Origin of the sequence: Pseudomonas sp. Lz4W (genome assembly GCF_000346225.2) — a bacterium.
In the GTDB taxonomy this organism is placed as follows: Bacteria; Pseudomonadota; Gammaproteobacteria; order Pseudomonadales; family Pseudomonadaceae; genus Aquipseudomonas; species Aquipseudomonas paraversuta.
Genome location: NZ_CP017432.1, coordinates 4347816 through 4365549 on the forward strand (window position 1 = coordinate 4347816; position 17734 = coordinate 4365549).

The 17734-nt window shown below is 58.7% G+C and carries 8 protein-coding genes and 2 rRNA genes; 2 read left to right on the forward strand and 8 right to left on the reverse strand.

Annotated features, from left to right (window positions below):
• Positions 1-80 precede the first annotated feature (80 nt).
• On the forward strand, positions 81-830 hold the full coding sequence (locus tag B195_RS19870) for a carbonic anhydrase (protein ID WP_003439381.1): 750 nt from the start codon (positions 81-83) through the stop codon (positions 828-830).
• A gap of 161 nt (positions 831-991) precedes the next feature.
• Complete coding sequence (locus tag B195_RS19875; protein ID WP_202820842.1) at positions 992-2167, forward strand: cellulase family glycosylhydrolase; 1176 nt, start codon at positions 992-994, stop codon at positions 2165-2167.
• Positions 2168-2244: 77 nt separating this feature from the next.
• Here B195_RS19875 and B195_RS19880 read toward each other — a convergent pair whose 3' ends face one another.
• The 8 genes from B195_RS19880 to B195_RS19915 form a co-directional block, all read right to left on the reverse strand.
• Positions 2245-2748, reverse strand: a complete 504-nt coding sequence (locus B195_RS19880; protein WP_003439378.1) for an OmpA family protein — start codon at positions 2746-2748, stop codon at positions 2245-2247.
• A 21-nt stretch (positions 2749-2769) separates the two neighbouring features.
• On the reverse strand, positions 2770-4026 hold the full coding sequence (locus tag B195_RS19885; RefSeq protein ID WP_003439376.1) for a diguanylate cyclase domain-containing protein: 1257 nt from the start codon (positions 4024-4026) through the stop codon (positions 2770-2772).
• Entirely contained in the window at positions 4023-4598 is a 576-nt protein-coding gene (locus tag B195_RS19890) for a YfiR family protein (protein WP_003439374.1), read from the reverse strand. Before B195_RS19890 ends, B195_RS19885 begins: the two co-directional genes overlap by 4 nt.
• Positions 4599-4780: 182 nt before the next feature.
• Positions 4781-6865, reverse strand: a complete 2085-nt coding sequence (gene recD / locus B195_RS19895) for an exodeoxyribonuclease V subunit alpha (protein WP_003439372.1) — start codon at positions 6863-6865, stop codon at positions 4781-4783.
• Positions 6862-10551 (reverse strand): exodeoxyribonuclease V subunit beta, encoded by a 3690-nt coding sequence (gene recB / locus B195_RS19900; RefSeq protein WP_003439370.1) that lies wholly within the window; start codon positions 10549-10551, stop codon positions 6862-6864. Before recB ends, recD begins: the two co-directional genes overlap by 4 nt.
• Positions 10551-14000 (reverse strand): exodeoxyribonuclease V subunit gamma, encoded by a 3450-nt coding sequence (recC, locus tag B195_RS19905; protein ID WP_003439368.1) that lies wholly within the window; start codon positions 13998-14000, stop codon positions 10551-10553. The genes recB and recC overlap by 1 nt, the downstream gene beginning before the upstream one ends.
• 273 nt (positions 14001-14273) lie before the next feature.
• Positions 14274-14389: ribosomal RNA gene (rrf, locus tag B195_RS19910) — 5S ribosomal RNA — on the reverse strand.
• A gap of 155 nt (positions 14390-14544) precedes the next feature.
• Positions 14545-17442: ribosomal RNA gene (locus B195_RS19915) — 23S ribosomal RNA — on the reverse strand.
• Between the last annotated feature and the right edge of the window lie 292 nt (positions 17443-17734).

Consider the following 17734-nt stretch of genomic DNA (forward strand, 5'->3'; position numbering starts at 1 on the left):
TCCGACTGTCAGCCCCCGACCTCCGATTAGCCGAGGTGCCATGGCTTCCATGCCCTCATCCATCAAGAGTGTTCCCTCCCATGTGCATTTCCTGCGAACCGTCACCTGCACCCACCATCAATCATCGCCGTAATTTCCTCCGCCTGGCGGGGGGCGCTGCCGGCGCTTTGATGCTGGCCGGCGCGCTGCCCGCGCAACTGGCCCAAGCCGCCAGCGACGGCCCGGTCCCCAAACCGCAAAACCGGCTTGACCCGCAACAGGCTTTGACGCGGTTGATGGCAGGCAATGCCCGTTACGCCCAGGGCGTGACCCGGCGCCATGACTTCCTGACCGAGCGTGAGGCCCTGGTCAACGGGCAAAACCCCTATGCCGCCGTGCTGGGTTGCGCCGACTCGAGAATCGCCCCGGAGTATGCATTCGATACCGCGCGCGGCGACCTGTTTGCGGTGCGGGTGGCGGGTAATTTCGTGACGTCCGACGGCCTGGCAAGCCTGGAATATGCCGTGGCCGTACTGGAAACACCTTTGATCATGGTGCTCGGCCACGACAGTTGTGGTGCGGTCTCGGCCGGGGTCAAGGCGCAGAAAGACGGCGCGAAGTTTCCCGGGCAGATTCAGGGGCTGGCGGATGCGATCAAGCCCTCGGTGGCCAAGGTGTTAACCCGGCCCGGAAACCTGCTGGACAACGCCATCGCGCAAAACGTCAAAGACACAGTGGCCCGCCTCAAAAGTGAATCAAGCCTGTTGTCGGATGCGCTGGCCAAGGGAAAGCTGAACATCGTGGGTGGCATCTATAAACTCGACAGTGGCAAAGTCGAGTTGATCGCCTAGAACCCTGAACATGTCCCCGGGCTGCAGCCTTTGCGTGCTTTATGCAGGGGACTGGCGCCCGGAACATGCACCCCGCTGTTAAAAGCCCTGCTTGCTGCTGATGAACAATCCGCTTCCCGTCCCTCAGCATCCGAGGAAAAACCGCCATGAAACTCAGGACGATGCCCGCCCTTTGGTTACTGGGTGTACTGTCTGGCGCAGCTGGTGCCGCAGACATGATTGCCTTCTGGGACAAGCCTGAACGTGGAGGAAACAGTTTCAATCGACTGCCTCCCGATCAAGCCTATTTCGATGCTCTGCAGGACTATGGCGCGAGCTGGGTGCGCCTGTCCTATGACAAGTGGCAGCCGGCAGAACGGGACTACCTGATTGGCAATGCAGACCAGTACCAGGGACTGGTTGCCAAGGATCTGCAACAGCTGAAAACCACCCTGGACCGGGCACATGCCGCAGGGCTCAAAGTAGTGATCACGCCCCTTTCGCTGCCGGGTATGCGCTGGGCGCAAAACAATGGCGACCGCTTCGATGACCGCTTGTGGCAAGACAAGCAATTCTGGACCCAAAGTGCTGCCTTCTGGCGTGATCTCGCCGCAGTGCTCAAAGAGCACCCCGCGGTTGCCGCTTACAACTTGATCAACGAGCCGGCACCGGAAAAACAGGCGGGGCTGGCCGAGCACGCCGATGCTGCAAAGATGCGGGACTGGTACGAAAAACAGGTCGGCAGCGCACGGGATTTACCCGGGTTTTACCAAACCCTCATCAGCGCCATCCGCGAAGTTGATTCACTCACACCGATCATGGTGGACGCCGGCTGGTACGGTGCGGCCGATGCATTCTCATACTGGCCAGCCCCGTTGGCCGACAGCCGCGTGCTGTACAGCTTTCACATGTACGAGCCCTATGCGGCAACCAGTGCCCCCAATTTGCAACGGGCCAGACCCTATACCTACCCGGGCCTGGTGCCATTTGCTGCGGGCATGCAGAAGTGGGACCCGAACCGGGTTCGTAGCTATCTTCAGCTGCCCCTCGACTGGGCCGCACAGCACGCCATACCGGCCAACCGGATGGTCGCGGGAGAGTTCGGATGCATGCGTAAATTGCCCGGTTGTCAGCAGTATCTGGAGGATGTGCTCAGCGCACTGGAAGCAGCCAGGGTGCACTGGGCGTTTTACAGCTTTCGCGAGGACAGCTGGGACGGTATGGATTACGAGCTGGGAAGCGCCAACGTTCCCTGGGCTTACTGGAAAGCGGCTGAGGACGGGCAGCCGGACCCGGTCAAACGATCTGCCACAGCTGAATTCGAACCCATCAGCAAGCGGCTGAAGAAGAGTGAATAACAGCCCCGGCCCCTCCTGACACTCGCACACTGATCTGATAGCGATGCCAGGAGAGGCCGTAGCCATAACGCGGGCCTTTATTCGGCAATCACCACAATCGCCACCCGCCGATTTTCAGTACGTCCGGAGCGGGTGCTGTTGGACGCTACCGGCACCCGGCTACCCAGCCCGCGGACCTCAACATTTTCAGGCTGCATGCCGACTTTGGTCAGCACTTTGACCACGCTGTTGGCACGCCGTACGGACAGCTGCTCGTTGTAAGCGTTGCTACCGGACGAGTCGGTATGGCCGTCAACCCGTACGCGCTGGATGTCGGCGGCAAGCAATGCTTTACCGATGCGTTCCACGATTTCCTGGCTCTGGGGGTTGAGCACTTCCAGGTCGCTGCCGAACAGCACTTTGCCTGACAAGCCAAATGCCCAGCCTTCATCGGTCAGTTCAAACCCCTGTTGCTTGAGTACGGCAATCTGCGCCGGCGTCAGCCCTTTGGGCGGGGCGGTCTGACAGCCGGTCAATGACAACATGGCCAACAACAAGACAGCACTAAAAAATTGCAGGTAACGCTGGGTCAATACACGCATGGGGGGACAAGCTCCTGATTATCACTGGGCTGCGGGGTACTCCAACTCCGCAACCTGTTGCCCGCCTCGGGCGAGGCGTTTGGCCTGGTACATCGCCGAATCCGCTGCACAGAGCAGCGTATCCGGGGTTGCACCATGTTCGGGGTAAACGGCGATTCCAATACTGAGCGACGTCACGACATGGCTGTCATCCGGTAACCGGATCGGCTCAAGCATGCTGGCGATGATTTTGTCTGCAATACGCTGGGCATCTTCGATGCGGTGCAGCGGGGTCAGGGATATGGCGAATTCGTCGCCGCCCAGACGCGCCACCACATCGTTTTCGCGCAACTGGGCGCGGATCCGCGTTGCCACTGCGACCAGCACCGCGTCTCCTGCGGCATGGCCATGGGTATCGTTGATGTCTTTAAAGCGGTCACTGTCGAGAAACAGCACGGCAACCTTATCTCCGGGCTTGTTCAGCGTGCGCAAGGTCAGCGCCAGCCGCGCGGCAAAATAGGCTCGGTTGGGCAGATTGGTCAGCGAGTCGTGGCTGGCCTGGTGCGCCAGACTCTGATTTTCATTTTGCAAGTGGCTTTGCCATGACTCCAGCTCATCAAGCAAGGCATTGAAGTCGTTGCCCAGGCTGTCCAGCTCGGCGATATGGGCAGGCGGCACGCGACGGTCAAACGCCCGATCGATGCGCGCGGCGTGGGCAACTTCGGCCAACTGCTGCAAGGGGCCGGTGATGCCGCCAAGCAGACGCCGCGACAGGTACAACGCGCTCCAGGCGCTGAGCGCCGTACACAGAAGCACGCCAAGCAAGCCGCTGAGTAAAAAGCGCAACATGTTGGCGCCGTGCCCGCTGACCACCACCACCCCGACTTCCCGCCCCTGATGCTCAATCGGGACCTTGATCGGCTGTTGCAGCAAACTGTCGGCCAGCAGCATTTCGACCTTCGACAGCAAGCCGGTTTCCGGGCGCCGCCAATGGGCGAGCAATTCACCATTGGCGGTGTAGACCTCTGCCTCGGCGACGGCTTCGGTGGAAGCGATCATGTCCAGCGCTTCGGTTGCCGCCACCTGATCATCAAACACCACGGCAGCTTCCACGGTGTAGTTGATGGAGCGGGCGATCAAGTGCAGGTTGTGGTCCGCATAAACCTTGAGCGCCAGCACGCCCAGCAGGGTCATGGACGCGCTGGCCAGGATCACTGCTACCAGCGCTACTCCCAGATGCCCGCGCCGCAGCACAGAGCGCAGGCTGCGCCGCTGTTCAGGAGCTTTGAACAGGCTCATGGTTGAACCGCCCGACGCCGTGACAGTTGCAACACGCTGGGGTGAATACGCACACCGCTGCGGGCAACAGAGTCGAGGTTGACCTCAAATGTCACTTGCTCATCGGTCACCCGCAGGCAGAACAGACTGCCGACGGTGCATTGATCACCGTATTCGCTGATGCTCAGGACGGCTTGTCCGCTCAGGGAACTGAACAGGCTGCTGCGCTCTGCGGTGCTTAGCTTGCCCAGATACACCGCGTTGCACTCGCGGGCTATGGCCGGGTTACTCACCAGCATGCGCCGCACTTGCACCTGCCGACCACTGGACTGGGTAGCACCTTGAAGCAAGTCATCGGTGTATTCAGTGGGGCCCACCACGCACAACTGCATTTGAGCCGGCTCGATGGGCCAGCGTGCATAGCTGAGGATGCCCAGGACCACTTGGGTCACAGCCTTCGCTCGCTGATCTGCCAGGTTGCTGGACGCTTCAGGCTGGGCCAGGCAGGGAGTGCTCAACAGTAACAGGCAAAGTGATAGCCGCCGTAGCCGCCATCCAGCCCCTTGTCCTGTCGGTGGGACAGCCACGTCCATGCCTGAAATCTCTGTATTCATTAGGTGAGTGATGTCGCAACGATAGCACGGCGCGCATCAAAACGTGATGCGCGTCACATTATGCCCGGCCCGCAACGGTTTGCGCAGGACTCATGCCCCGAGGTTCTGCCGCAAGTTGCGGCCAGGGCCATAAGCAGGGGGCAAATCCTCTTTGACCACGGCTACTTCAGCCCCAGCATCAAGCCGCTCAAGCGCTTAACCTTGCGCTGTACCGCTTCTTCGAAGACACCGGCACGCGGTTCGACCAGGCTGAACCAGTGTTTGGCCCGGGTGATACCAGTGTAAATCAGCTCCTTGGTCAATACCGGGTTCAGCGCTTCCGGCAGCACCAGCGCGGTGTGGGAGAACTCCGAGCCCTGGGATTTGTGCACGGTCATGGCGTACACCGTTTCCACATCATTGAGGCGGCTTGGCAGCACAAAGCGAATGCCGCCCTGCCCGTCGTTGCGAGCGAAAGCCACGCGCAACACGTACTTTGGTGTCAGTCCGTCACGCTCAGGGAGTTTGAGAGCAATGCCGATATCGCCGTTCATCAACCCCAGGCCGTAATCATTGCGGGTCATCAGCACCGGGCGACCTTCGTACCAGTGCTGATCGCTGTCAATCAGCTTGTGGCCGAACAGGGCACGGGTGATGCGTTCATTCAGACCTTCGACACCCCAGGGGCCTTTGCGCACCGCACACAGTACTTGAAACGCTTCGAACGCCTCCAGCACCTTGCCGGCCCACGCGCCCCAGCAGGGATCTTCGAGCCCCGCCTCGGCTGCCGGGCGCTGCTCGCGCAACACCTCAAGATAGTGTCGATAGCCTTTGGCCTGCGCCCCTCGCCCTTCCAGCGCCAAGCGCTCAAAGGCACGGTCCTGTTCACCCTTGAGGGACAGGGCAAAAAGGTCGGCATGGCTGCCGGCCGCCAATAGCGCCCGCGCAGCATCGGATTGCTGACGATTGACCAGGCGCGAGAGCTGGCCGATGCCGCTGCCTTCGCCAAAGCGCCGCGAATGGCGGAGCATGACCACTTGCTGGGCTAACGGATGAGAACCGTCGAGGTCTTGCTGCAATTCACTGGCGGCCAGGCTTTCGCCGCTGACGTGCTCCAGCCACTCCCGGGTTTGCGGGGTGTACCAACCCGCTTCGGCATCGCGACACAAATCCCCCAGCACGGCACCGGCTTCAACCGACGCCAGCTGGTCCTTGTCCCCCAGCAGCACCAGCCGGGCATGGGCGGGCAGTGCATCGAGCAGGTTGGCCATCATTTCCAGGTCGATCATCGAGGCCTCGTCAACCACCAGCACGTCCAGCGGCAAACGGTTGCCCGCGTGATGGCGGAAGTGCCGGGTGCCGGGGCGACTGCCAAGCAGGCGGTGAACGGTGGTGACATCACTGGGGATTTTTTGCCGGACCTTGTCGTCCACTTCCAGTGACTTGACTTGCAGACTGATGGACTCGGTCAAGCGTGCCGCTGCCTTGCCGGTCGGCGCGGCAAGACGGATCCGCAACGGGGTCCCCGCTTCAACGGCCGGGGCTTGAAGCAGTGCCAGCAAACGTACCACCGTGGTGGTTTTACCCGTACCGGGACCGCCGGTGACAATGCTGAACGCGCCCCGGGTGGCCAGGGCGCAGGCCAGCTTCTGCCAGTCAATCGGCGCATTCGCGGCGGGGCTGCCGAACAGGCTGTCGAGGCGCGCAGGCAAATCCGCAGAGGTCACTTGAGTGGCTGCCAGCCGTTGGCGCAATGCGCTGTCGATGCGCCGCTCATACGCCCAGTAACGACGCAGATACAGACGCCGGTCACTCAGCACCAATGGCCGGCTGGCGGCATCGGCCAGCGACTGGCCGGCATGCTCTACCAGCGGGCTGGCTTGCAAAGCCTTGCACCAGGCGTCGCCATCCAGCGCTTCGAGTAATTGTGAGGGCAGCAACATGGCACCGGTCTGCACATCCCCCTCAGGCGGCAGGGACAGCGCGAAATCGGGCTCTTTCAGGGTTTCAAACAGGTCCAGGCAGACGTGCCCGTGCCCCAGCTGGTGGCTGGTCAACGCCGCCGCCAGCAGCACCAATGGATCGCCATGGGCGTCGCGCTCATGCAGAAATGCGACAAAGGCTTTATCCAGAGCGCGCAGCCAGCCGCGCTCCACCCAGCGCTCCAGCAATAGCAGTAAATCTTCGGCCCGGTGCAAGGGTTGCAGCCGGGCCAGGCTCTCGGCCGTCAGCGGGGTAGGCAACAGCTCGGCAAATGAACGACTCATAACAACACTCCCTGTTCCCACGCCGGCTCTGCCTGTTGTGCCGCAGGTTTGCCCTGGAACATCAGGTCCAGGCTTTCGATCAATAGTCTGGGCGGACGGGTGAAGAACACGCCCTGCCCCTGGGACCGGGTACCGCGCAAGAACAGGTAGAGCGCGCCGCCCATATGCCGGTCATAGTTGTAATCGGCCAACCTGGCCTTTAGCTGGCGATGCAGGGCCAGCAGGTACAACACGTATTGCAGGTCGTAGCGGTTATCCAGTATGGAGGCCGTCATCGCTTGCTCGGTGTAGGCCGAGTCGTCGGCACCCAGCCAGTTGGATTTGTAGTCCGCCACGTAGTAACGCCCCTGGTGTTCAAACGTCAGGTCAATAAAGCCTTTGAACATGCCATTGAGCAGGCTCGGTTCCGCTGCCGCACGTGCGGCACCGCCATGGGTGTGCTGGCGTACCAGCCTGTCCAGTTGCAGGACATCAACCTTGTGGCTGGCAAACCAGAATTCCATTTCGATCTGATACTGGCTCAGCTCGCTGAGGACCACCGCCGGCTGACCGTTATTGAGGCGCAGCGGCTCATCTTGCAGATGCTGCAACCAGTCGCTCAGGGTCTCGATCCAGCCTTGCCAGCCGCGACGGTTGCAACGCCGGGCCACGGCATCCTGGATGGCCTGCGGGTCTGCCTTGAAGCCTTCGCCGCCCGCCCATTCGAGCAGACCATGGAGGAAGGTTCCGGGATTGGGCCCGCGGGGAAACCGGTGAATGTCGCCGCCACTGAGCAGCACTTCACGCGGCGCATCCGGATCAAGCCGCTCATCGTCCGAGAGTTTTTGCGCCAGGGCGCTTTCAGGGGCTTCGGCGGGGCTGAGGCTGTCACCAATACGCAAGGCACTGTAGGACGCGATCCACCAGTTTTCCGCTGCCCGACGTGCCGGTAGCAGCGGCTTGAGCAGGGTCGCCTGATTGAGCGGTGGATAAAATTTCGCCTCGCTGGCCGTCGGCACGGGCAAGTAGCGGATCGCCGCGCAGTCTTGTTGCAAGTCAGTCAGCCAACCCTGCAATCCTGCGGACTCGGCCAGCAGCGCACCACCTCCGAGCAAATAGCCCAGTGCTGAAAGGTGCAGCACCGAACGATTGTTGTTACCGCGCTTGAGGTCGGCCACCCCCAGCCAGCAAGCATGCTGGGCCCGGGTCAGGGCCACATAGAGCAGGCGCAGGTCTTCGGCCAGACGCTCGTCATCGGCCTGGGTTATCAGCTCTGGCGTGGCCTTTAAACTCACCCGCGGGTTGCCCGCATCATCGTGATAATGCAGCGGCAAACGGCTGCCATCCACAGGTTTGGTGGAGCAAATAAACGGCAGGAATACCAAGGGGTATTCCAGGCCTTTGGACTTGTGAATGGTCACCACTTTGACCAGTTGCTCGTCACTTTCAAGGCGCAGGATTTGTTCTTCCCCGGCCTGCCCGGATAGCGCCAGGTGCTCGGCCAGATGCCGGATCAGCGCCTGTTCGCCATCCAGCTCGGTGGCGGCCTGCTGCAGCAGTTCGGACAGGTGCAGGACGTTGGTCAATATCCGTTCGCCATCGACACGGGCAATCAGCGCCTGAGGCAATTGGAAGTCATGCAGCAGTCGGCGCAACATGGCCAGCACACCCTGCTTGCGCCAGATCTCGCGGTAGCCCCGGAATTGCATGACCCGGGATTCCCAGGCCAATTCGTCCTGATTCAGACGTTCGAGTTCAATCAGCGGCAGGTCGAGGGTGATGCAGGCCAGGGCGGCCCGCAGCGGGCGTTCAACGTCCGGCTCGGCACAGGCTTTGAGCCAGGCCAGTACATCGTGGGCTTCCTGGGCGGCGTAGACCGAATCCTTATCAGACAGGTAAACGCTGCGTACGCCCCGTGTCGACAATTCACGCCTGACCGCCTGAGCTTCCTTACCGTCACGTACCAGAATGGCAATGTCTGCCGGCAATACACCGCGCAGGGCTTTGCCCGCCTGGGCAAAACCGCACCGACCTTGCTGACCGCCATTGAGCAACTCAACAATTTGGCTGGCACAGGCCGCTGCCAGTTGCTGACGATAAATGACACCTGACAGCGGCTGCTCGGAGGGCAGTTGCCAAAGGGTCAACGCAGTGGCGGGCTGGCCATCCAGTTGCAGGACTTCTTTACGGCCCTGGGATTTGACCGACACAAAGGGCACCGGATTCTCCGGACCTTCGCGGAACAAAAATGCCCCCCGCCCGCTGTCCCGCTGCTCGGCCCGGGCAAATACGTGGTTCACCGCTTCGACCATTACATGGCTGGAGCGGAAGTTGGTATCAAGGGTATGCAGTCGGCCACTGGTGGCGTGACGGGCACGCAAATAGGTGTAGATGTCGGCGCCGCGAAAGGCATAGATCGCCTGTTTCGGGTCGCCGATCAGGAACAGGCCGGTATCGGGACTGTTGTCTTCGATACGGTAGATGGTCTCGAAGATGCGGTACTGCACCGGGTCGGTGTCCTGGAACTCGTCAATCAGGGCCACCGGAAACTGCTCGCGAATCAGGGTTGCCAGACGCTCGCCGCCGTCGGCCTGCAACGCCGCGTCGAGCCGCAGCAGCATGTCGTCAAAGCCCATCTCGGCACGCCGACGCTTTTCCTCTTCAAAACGTTTGCTCACCCAATAAGCGGCGTGTTCAAGAACTGCGGCATCCGGCGTCGGCAAGGCATCAAGCGCGGCTTTTAGGCCGTGCATGGCGTCCAGCGCCGGATGCTGCGGGGGCTCGCCTTTCCAGGCTTCTGCGAAGCCATCGGGGGTCAGGCGGGTGAAACCTGTGCCCAGATCCAGCTGCTCCAGAGATTCGTCAGCCGCCCAGGCACTGAGTTTTTCAAACCAGGGTTCAAAATAACGGGCCTGCATTTTCCTGCCGTCCACCGCTTTGGCGGCCACGGCCTGCAGGCAGATTTCACGCAGCTGCTGGGCCCATTGCAACCAGGGGGTTTTCAGCTGTGCAAGGGCCTGGCGACGTTCCAGCAAACAGGCTTCGATCATCGAGGCCGGTGTTTGCTCCACATTTTCAGGCGCCCTTGAGCTGCCGAACAAGGCGCGAACCCGCGGTAACAAGGCGGCCGGGCCACTCCAGTTGGCGCGCACCCAGTTCAAGGCATCGCCATGCATGGGGTAACAAAACAGTCGCCAGTAATCGCGCAGTACTTCGCCAAGCAAATCGCTGTGGTCGGTTTCCAGGGTCTGGGTAAACAGGCTGCCACTGTCGAAGGCATGTTCACGCAGCATCCGCTGGCACCAACTGTGGATGGTCGAAACGGCAGCTTCGTCCATCCACTGTGCTGCGATATCGAGGCGCCCGGCACAGGCGGCCCATTGCCCGGGCGCGAACTGGTCCCGCAGTTGTGCAACCAGGGCGTCCGGGGCTTCGATCTCGTCACGGAAGAACCGCGCGGCTTCAGCGAGCCGGGTGCGGATACGGTCACGCAGCTCTTTGGTCGCGGCATCGGTGAAGGTCACCACCAGGATTTGCGGGGGTAGCAACTCGCGGCCGAAGCCCGACTCCCCGGCGCCATGCCCCAGAATCAAACGCAAATAGAGTGCCGAGATGGTGAAGGTTTTGCCGGTGCCCGCGCTGGCCTCGATCAGTTGACTGCCGCGCAGGGGAAAGGCCAGGGCCAGAGGTGTTTTTTGCTCGTTCATTAGCGGGACGCCTCGCTGTTCAATGAACGCCATGGCGCATCAAAGAGTGGTCGATAGAGGGCATCGCACCACTCTGCAAATTCTTCACTGGCCATCAGGGCCGGGTAATCAGGGAACTGGCGTGCGAGTGCGGCACTTTCGCGACGCTCGCCATCGCTGGTCTGGCCGTCACCTTCGTAGGCTTTTTGCGCCGCGGCATCGGCTTTGGCCGGATCGGTCTGGGCCAGCCAGGCGAAGGCTGTTTTGACCGCAATGGGTAACGGGCGGCCCATGCCGACTTTCCAGGCCATCAGCAAGTTGCCAAGAATTTCACTGGCGTGCTTGGCCTCCAGAGGCGCGAGCAGCAAGGTGTCATCGCTGGCTACCAACGCAGTGGACATGTCCAGGCCACTGGCGCAAGCGACCAGATGGTTGACCCAGGGCCGGGTCAAGCGATGCCATTTACGGGTTTTGATCGCGCCAATACTGTTAGGAATAGTCGTGACGGACAGTAGGCCCTTGTCACTGCGTTGATGCAGATTGCTCAGCCAGCCTTCCAGAGTCAGGCCGTTTGACTCAAAGCTGACGGGAAGCGCGCTATTGAGCGGCGTAGGCCAAAGGGCAAGTAATTGCTGATAGCGCTGTAGTACATCTGGAAGTGGCTCTATCAGTTCTTGCTGCAGACTCTCGCCAAAACCGGCCATGGGCAGCAGACCGCTGCCCTGTAAACGCAGGGCCCGGGTATGCAAGGCCTGTTCAGGCTGGTCTGGCTGCGCCAATGCGGCTTCGAGCAAGCTGTCGCTCAGGGTGTAGCGCTGTAACGCGTCGAGTACGAAGGGTTCCTCATCTGCCAGAGGCACTTCGGCCGCCTCAAAGAACACTTTCAAACGTTGGCTAAAGAAGTGCCGTACAGGATTACGCAAGAAGTCCTGCAGTTGGGTCAGGTTCAAAGGTTCTTCTTGTTCGTGCGCGGTCAGGATGCCCGGCGCAACAGGTGCCGGTTGGGGCTCGTGCAAACGCTGCCATTCCCGGGCATAGCTGAACAGGTTGGAATTACCTTCATGGAAATAGCGGGTACTGAAGGGTTGAAGCGGATGTTCCTGGGTCATGGCTTGCAGCAAGTCACCCCCGCCCGCCAGTTGCCAGCCGCTGGCCAGGTGGTCGCGCAGTTGCCCGATCAATACGCAGGCAGGACGCTCGCTGTTGTCGCGAATACTGCGCCCGACCCAGCTGATATAGAGCTGATCCCGTGCAGAAAGCAGCGCTTCGAGCAGCAGGTAGCGGTCATCTTCCCGGCGGGATCTGTCACCCGGGCGGTAGTCACTGCCCATCAGGTCGAAATCAAGCGGTGGTTGCGCACGCGGGTAGTCGCCATCGTTCATGCCCAACAGGCATACCAGCTTGAACGGAATGGCCCGCATCGGCATCAGGGTGCAAAAATTCACCGCCCCGGCCAAAAAGCGCTGCGACAGCTTGCCTTGATCAAGCCCGGCCAACCAGGCTTCACGTACTACGGTTAGCGGTAACTCGTCTTGCAGACCGACCAGCTCACAGGTCTCGAGCCAGGTTTCGCGAAGCTCTTCGAGCTGGGCCAGCAGGTAATCGTCATGTTCGGTTTCTGCCTGGAAAAACAGTTGCACCAATGCCTGCAGGCGCTCGCCCCATTGCCCCGGCAAAGCCGGTCGGGACAGCTCCTGGTGGGCAATTTCCAGTGCGTCCAGCAATGCCACGAGGGGGCCGATCAGTACCGCATCGAGACCGCCAATTTCATCATAAGGCTCAATGCCATCGCAGGCTTCGGCGCTGCCGACGGCATAACCGAGCAACATGCGGCGCAGGCCAAAGCGCCAACTGTTTTGTTCCAGATGAGCCGGCAAACCGAGGCCGGCCCGTTGCTCAGCATTCAGTCCCCAACGAATCCCCGCACCCTCAATCCAGCGATGCAGGGTCGGCAAGTCGCGCTCTTGTACGTTGAAGCGTGCGCGCAGGGCAGGAACATCCAGCAAGTCGAGAATTTCACTGACGGGAAAACGGCTGTCCGGCAGCTTGAGCAGATGCTCGATGGCGATCAGCAGCGGATCACGGCCACGCTGGCCCTGGTCTGCCAGGGTGTAGGGGATGAGCCGGCGGTCGTCTCGCTCGATCTGGCCAAATACCGCACGGATATGGGGCGCGTAGCTGTCGATATCCGGCACCATCACGATCACATCCCGCGGCTGCAACTGAGGATATTTTGCGAAACGGGCGAGCAATTGGTCGTGAAGGATCTCGACTTCGCGCTGCGCACTGTGGGCAACCTGGAAGCGGATTGATTGATCCTGATCCAAATCGACGGCGGGCCATAACTCGCGGGTTTCGCTTAGGGGGCGCAGTTCGAGGATGTCATCCTGCAACTGGTTCAGCTGGTTCAGCGGTTGCACCTCACTGAACAGGTCGATACGGCCATCACGAAAAGCAGCGCGATAACTATTGGGGTCATCGTAGCTGTCGAGCAGATTGATGTAGTCACGCCCTTGTTTGCCCCAGGCTGCAAGCAACGGGTGGGCGTGTTGATGCAGGATATCCAGGTCCAGGGCTGCAGGCATTCCCGCTTTGCGCGCCTGACGTTTGTACTGGTGACGCAGCAGGTCTTTATCCGCAACGATGTCTGACCAGTGATGGCGACAAGGGTTGTGTACGCACAGCAGCACCTGGCTGAAACGGGAAAGTCCGGCCAGGGCTTCGAGCGCCTGGGCGGGCAGTGAAGAAATCCCGAATACAATCACCCTGGCCGGTAGACCGGGCGGCGCTTGCTCAAGGCTGTTGATCTTATCCATGAAGCGCTGGTGAACACCGGCCCGACTCTGGGACATGCCCTCCTCACCCACATCGAGCAATAACGCACGCCAGAGTTCGGCCTGCCAGCAGTTAGCCGGGCTCAGGGCCGGACTTTCACCCCGGGCGTTGCGCAATTGATGGCGGCCTGCGGCCCAATCTTCCAGCCAGTCGGCCCGGTAAACCTGATATTGGTCGAACAGGTCAGCCAGCCGCTCTGACAGCTGATAGCGTTTGCGCAGATCGCTGTCATGGGTAAGGAAGCGCTGCAAGGGTTCGAAGTGCGGCTGATCGATAAGCGCCGGGAGCAAGCGCATCAGGCGCCAGGTCAGCGGGGCCTTATCGAGCAGGGACGTTGCAGGGATTTGTTCACTGCCCAGGACGACTCTATAAAGTTGCCACATGAAACTGCCGGGCAACTGCACGTCTACCGCGGCGGCAATACCACAGCCGCCAAGGTCATCGTCCCGGGCATCTTCCGCCAGAGCCAGCTTCAGCCATTGGGCGATACCGTTGCTCTGCACCAAAGCAATTTCGTTCTCCAAAGGAGCCAGAGGGTAGCGGCGCATCCAGCTCACAACCAGGCTGCGCAACTCATCAAGGCGGTTACCGTGAACCACCATAAAACCCGCATTGAGGGACGTAGCAACCGGCATGACGGCATCCTTAGGAGAGAGCAAATCCAAAGGCGAACCTTATCATTGCCCGGGAGCATTGGTGGAGTATTGCAAGACCGGTCCGGCCCTGTAGTCGCTACCGAAGGCTGCGATAGACAGTAAGTCTTGGGCAAGAGAAGCCCTGTGCCACCTGCTGCCTTGCGCATTCAGCGACAGCGGAAGAGTTGTTGCAGCGTATCGCGGGCTGCAACTTTTCTCGGCACAAAAACAAACCCCCTGTCTGCGTGAGCAGACAGGGGGTTTGGAATTTAATCTTGACGATGACCTACTCTCACATGGGGAAACCCCACACTACCATCGGCGATGCATCGTTTCACTTCTGAGTTCGGGATGGGATCAGGTGGTTCCAATGCTCTATGGTCGTCAAGAAATTCGGTAGCCAGCGCGTTTTACCTTGCGGTCAACGTTCCAGCGAATGGGTATGTAATAGATTTGTGTGTTGTGCAAACTTTCGGTTTGTATCGTCTTCACACACCGCAACTTGTCTGTTCTTGCAACCAAGAACGCAAATTGCTTGGGTGTTATGGTCAAGCCTCACGGGCAATTAGTATTGGTTAGCTCAACGCCTCACAGCGCTTACACACCCAACCTATCAACGTCGTAGTCTTCGACGGCCCTTTAGGGAACTCAAGGTTCCAGTGAGATCTCATCTTGAGGCAAGTTTCCCGCTTAGATGCTTTCAGCGGTTATCTTTCCCGAACATAGCTACCCGGCAATGCCACTGGCGTGACAACCGGAACACCAGAGGTTCGTCCACTCCGGTCCTCTCGTACTAGGAGCAGCCCCTCTCAAATCTCAAACGTCCACGGCAGATAGGGACCGAACTGTCTCACGACGTTCTAAACCCAGCTCGCGTACCACTTTAAATGGCGAACAGCCATACCCTTGGGACCGGCTTCAGCCCCAGGATGTGATGAGCCGACATCGAGGTGCCAAACACCGCCGTCGATATGAACTCTTGGGCGGTATCAGCCTGTTATCCCCGGAGTACCTTTTATCCGTTGAGCGATGGCCCTTCCATACAGAACCACCGGATCACTAAGACCTACTTTCGTACCTGCTCGACGTGTCTGTCTCGCAGTCAAGCGCGCTTTTGCCTTTATACTCTACGACCGATTTCCGACCGGTCTGAGCGCACCTTCGTACTCCTCCGTTACTCTTTAGGAGGAGACCGCCCCAGTCAAACTACCCACCATACACTGTCCTCGATCCGGATAACGGACCTGAGTTAGAACCTCAAAGTTGCCAGGGTGGTATTTCAAGGTTGGCTCCATGCAGACTGGCGTCCACACTTCAAAGCCTCCCACCTATCCTACACAAGCAAATTCAAAGTCCAGTGCAAAGCTATAGTAAAGGTTCACGGGGTCTTTCCGTCTAGCCGCGGATACACTGCATCTTCACAGCGATTTCAATTTCACTGAGTCTCGGGTGGAGACAGCGCCGCCATCGTTACGCCATTCGTGCAGGTCGGAACTTACCCGACAAGGAATTTCGCTACCTTAGGACCGTTATAGTTACGGCCGCCGTTTACCGGGGCTTCGATCAAGAGCTTCGCGTTAGCTAACCCCATCAATTAACCTTCCGGCACCGGGCAGGCGTCACACCCTATACGTCCACTTTCGTGTTTGCAGAGTGCTGTGTTTTTAATAAACAGTCGCAGCGGCCTGGTATCTTCGACCGGCGTGGGCTTACGCAGTAAATGCTTCACCCTCACCGGCGCACCTTCTCCCGAAGTTACGGTGCCATTTTGCCTAGTTCCTTCACCCGAGTTCTCTCAAGCGCCTTGGTATTCTCTACCCAACCACCTGTGTCGGTTTGGGGTACGGTTCCTGGTTACCTGAAGCTTAGAAGCTTTTCTTGGAAGCATGGCATCAACCACTTCGTTAACTAAAAGTTAACTCGTCATCAGCTCTCGGCCTTAGAATCCCGGATTTACCTAAGATTCCAGCCTACCACCTTAAACTTGGACAACCAACGCCAAGCTGGCCTAGCCTTCTCCGTCCCTCCATCGCAATAACCAGAAGTACAGGAATATTAACCTGTTTTCCATCGACTACGCTTTTCAGCCTCGCCTTAGGGACCGACTAACCCTGCGTCGATTAACGTTGCGCAGGAAACCTTGGTCTTTCGGCGTGGGTGTTTTTCACACCCATTATCGTTACTCATGTCAGCATTCGCACTTCTGATACCTCCAGCAAGCTTCTCAACTCACCTTCACAGGCTTACAGAACGCTCCTCTACCGCATCATCCTAAGATGATACCCGTAGCTTCGGTGTATGGTTTGAGCCCCGTTAAATCTTCCGCGCAGGCCGACTCGACTAGTGAGCTATTACGCTTTCTTTAAAGGGTGGCTGCTTCTAAGCCAACCTCCTAGCTGTCTAAGCCTTCCCACATCGTTTCCCACTTAACCATAACTTTGGGACCTTAGCTGACGGTCTGGGTTGTTTCCCTTTTCACGACGGACGTTAGCACCCGCCGTGTGTCTCCCATGCTCGGCACTTGTAGGTATTCGGAGTTTGCATCGGTTTGGTAAGCCGGGATGGCCCCCTAGCCGAAACAGTGCTCTACCCCCTACAGTGATACATGAGGCGCTACCTAAATAGCTTTCGAGGAGAACCAGCTATCTCCGAGCTTGATTAGCCTTTCACTCCGATCCACAGGTCATCCGCTAACTTTTCAACGGTAGTCGGTTCGGTCCTCCAGTTAGTGTTACCCAACCTTCAACCTGCCCATGGATAGATCGCCCGGTTTCGGGTCTATTCCCAGCGACTAGACGCCCTATTAAGACTCGCTCGCTACGCTACGCCTCCCCTATTCGGTTAAGCTTGCCACTGAAAATAAGTCGCTGACCCATTATACAAAAGGTACGCAGTCACCCAACAAAGTGGGCTCCCACTGCTTGTACGCATACGGTTTCAGGATCTATTTCACTCCCCTCTCCGGGGTTCTTTTCGCCTTTCCCTCACGGTACTAGTTCACTATCGGTCAGTCAGTAGTATTTAGCCCTGGGAGGATGGTCCCCCCATATTCAGACAAAGTTTCTCGTGCTCCGTCCTACTCGATTTCACTGCAAAGATGTTTTCGCGTACAGGGCTATCACCCACTATGGCCGCACTTTCCAGAGCGTTCCGCTAACATCAATACAGCTTAAGGGCTGGTCCCCGTTCGCTCGCCACTACTAAGGGAATCTCGGTTGATTTCTTTTCCTCAGGGTACTTAGATGTTTCAGTTCCCCTGGTTCGCTTCTTAAGCCTATGTATTCAGCTTAAGATACCTAACTTATGTTAGGTGGGTTCCCCCATTCAGACATCTCCGGATCAAAGTCTGTTTGCCGACTCCCCGAAGCTTTTCGCAGGCTACCACGTCTTTCATCGCCTCTGACTGCCAAGGCATCCACCGTATGCGCTTCTTCACTTGACCATATAACCCCAAGCAATCTGGTTATACTATGAAGACGACATTCGCCGAAAATTCGCATGTTCAATTAAGAACGTTCACAAATTTTACCTTAGCCTGAATAAACACCAGTGAAAGTGTTATCCAGTCTAACTTTCTATTACATACCCAAATTTTTAAAGAACGATCTAATCAAAAGATCAGAAATCAACATTCACCATCATTTGATGGAATGCTCATTTCTAAGCTTTACGATACAGAAGCCACCATTTAACGTTGCTTCTATCGTCTTCTTCAATGAATCAAGCAATTCGTG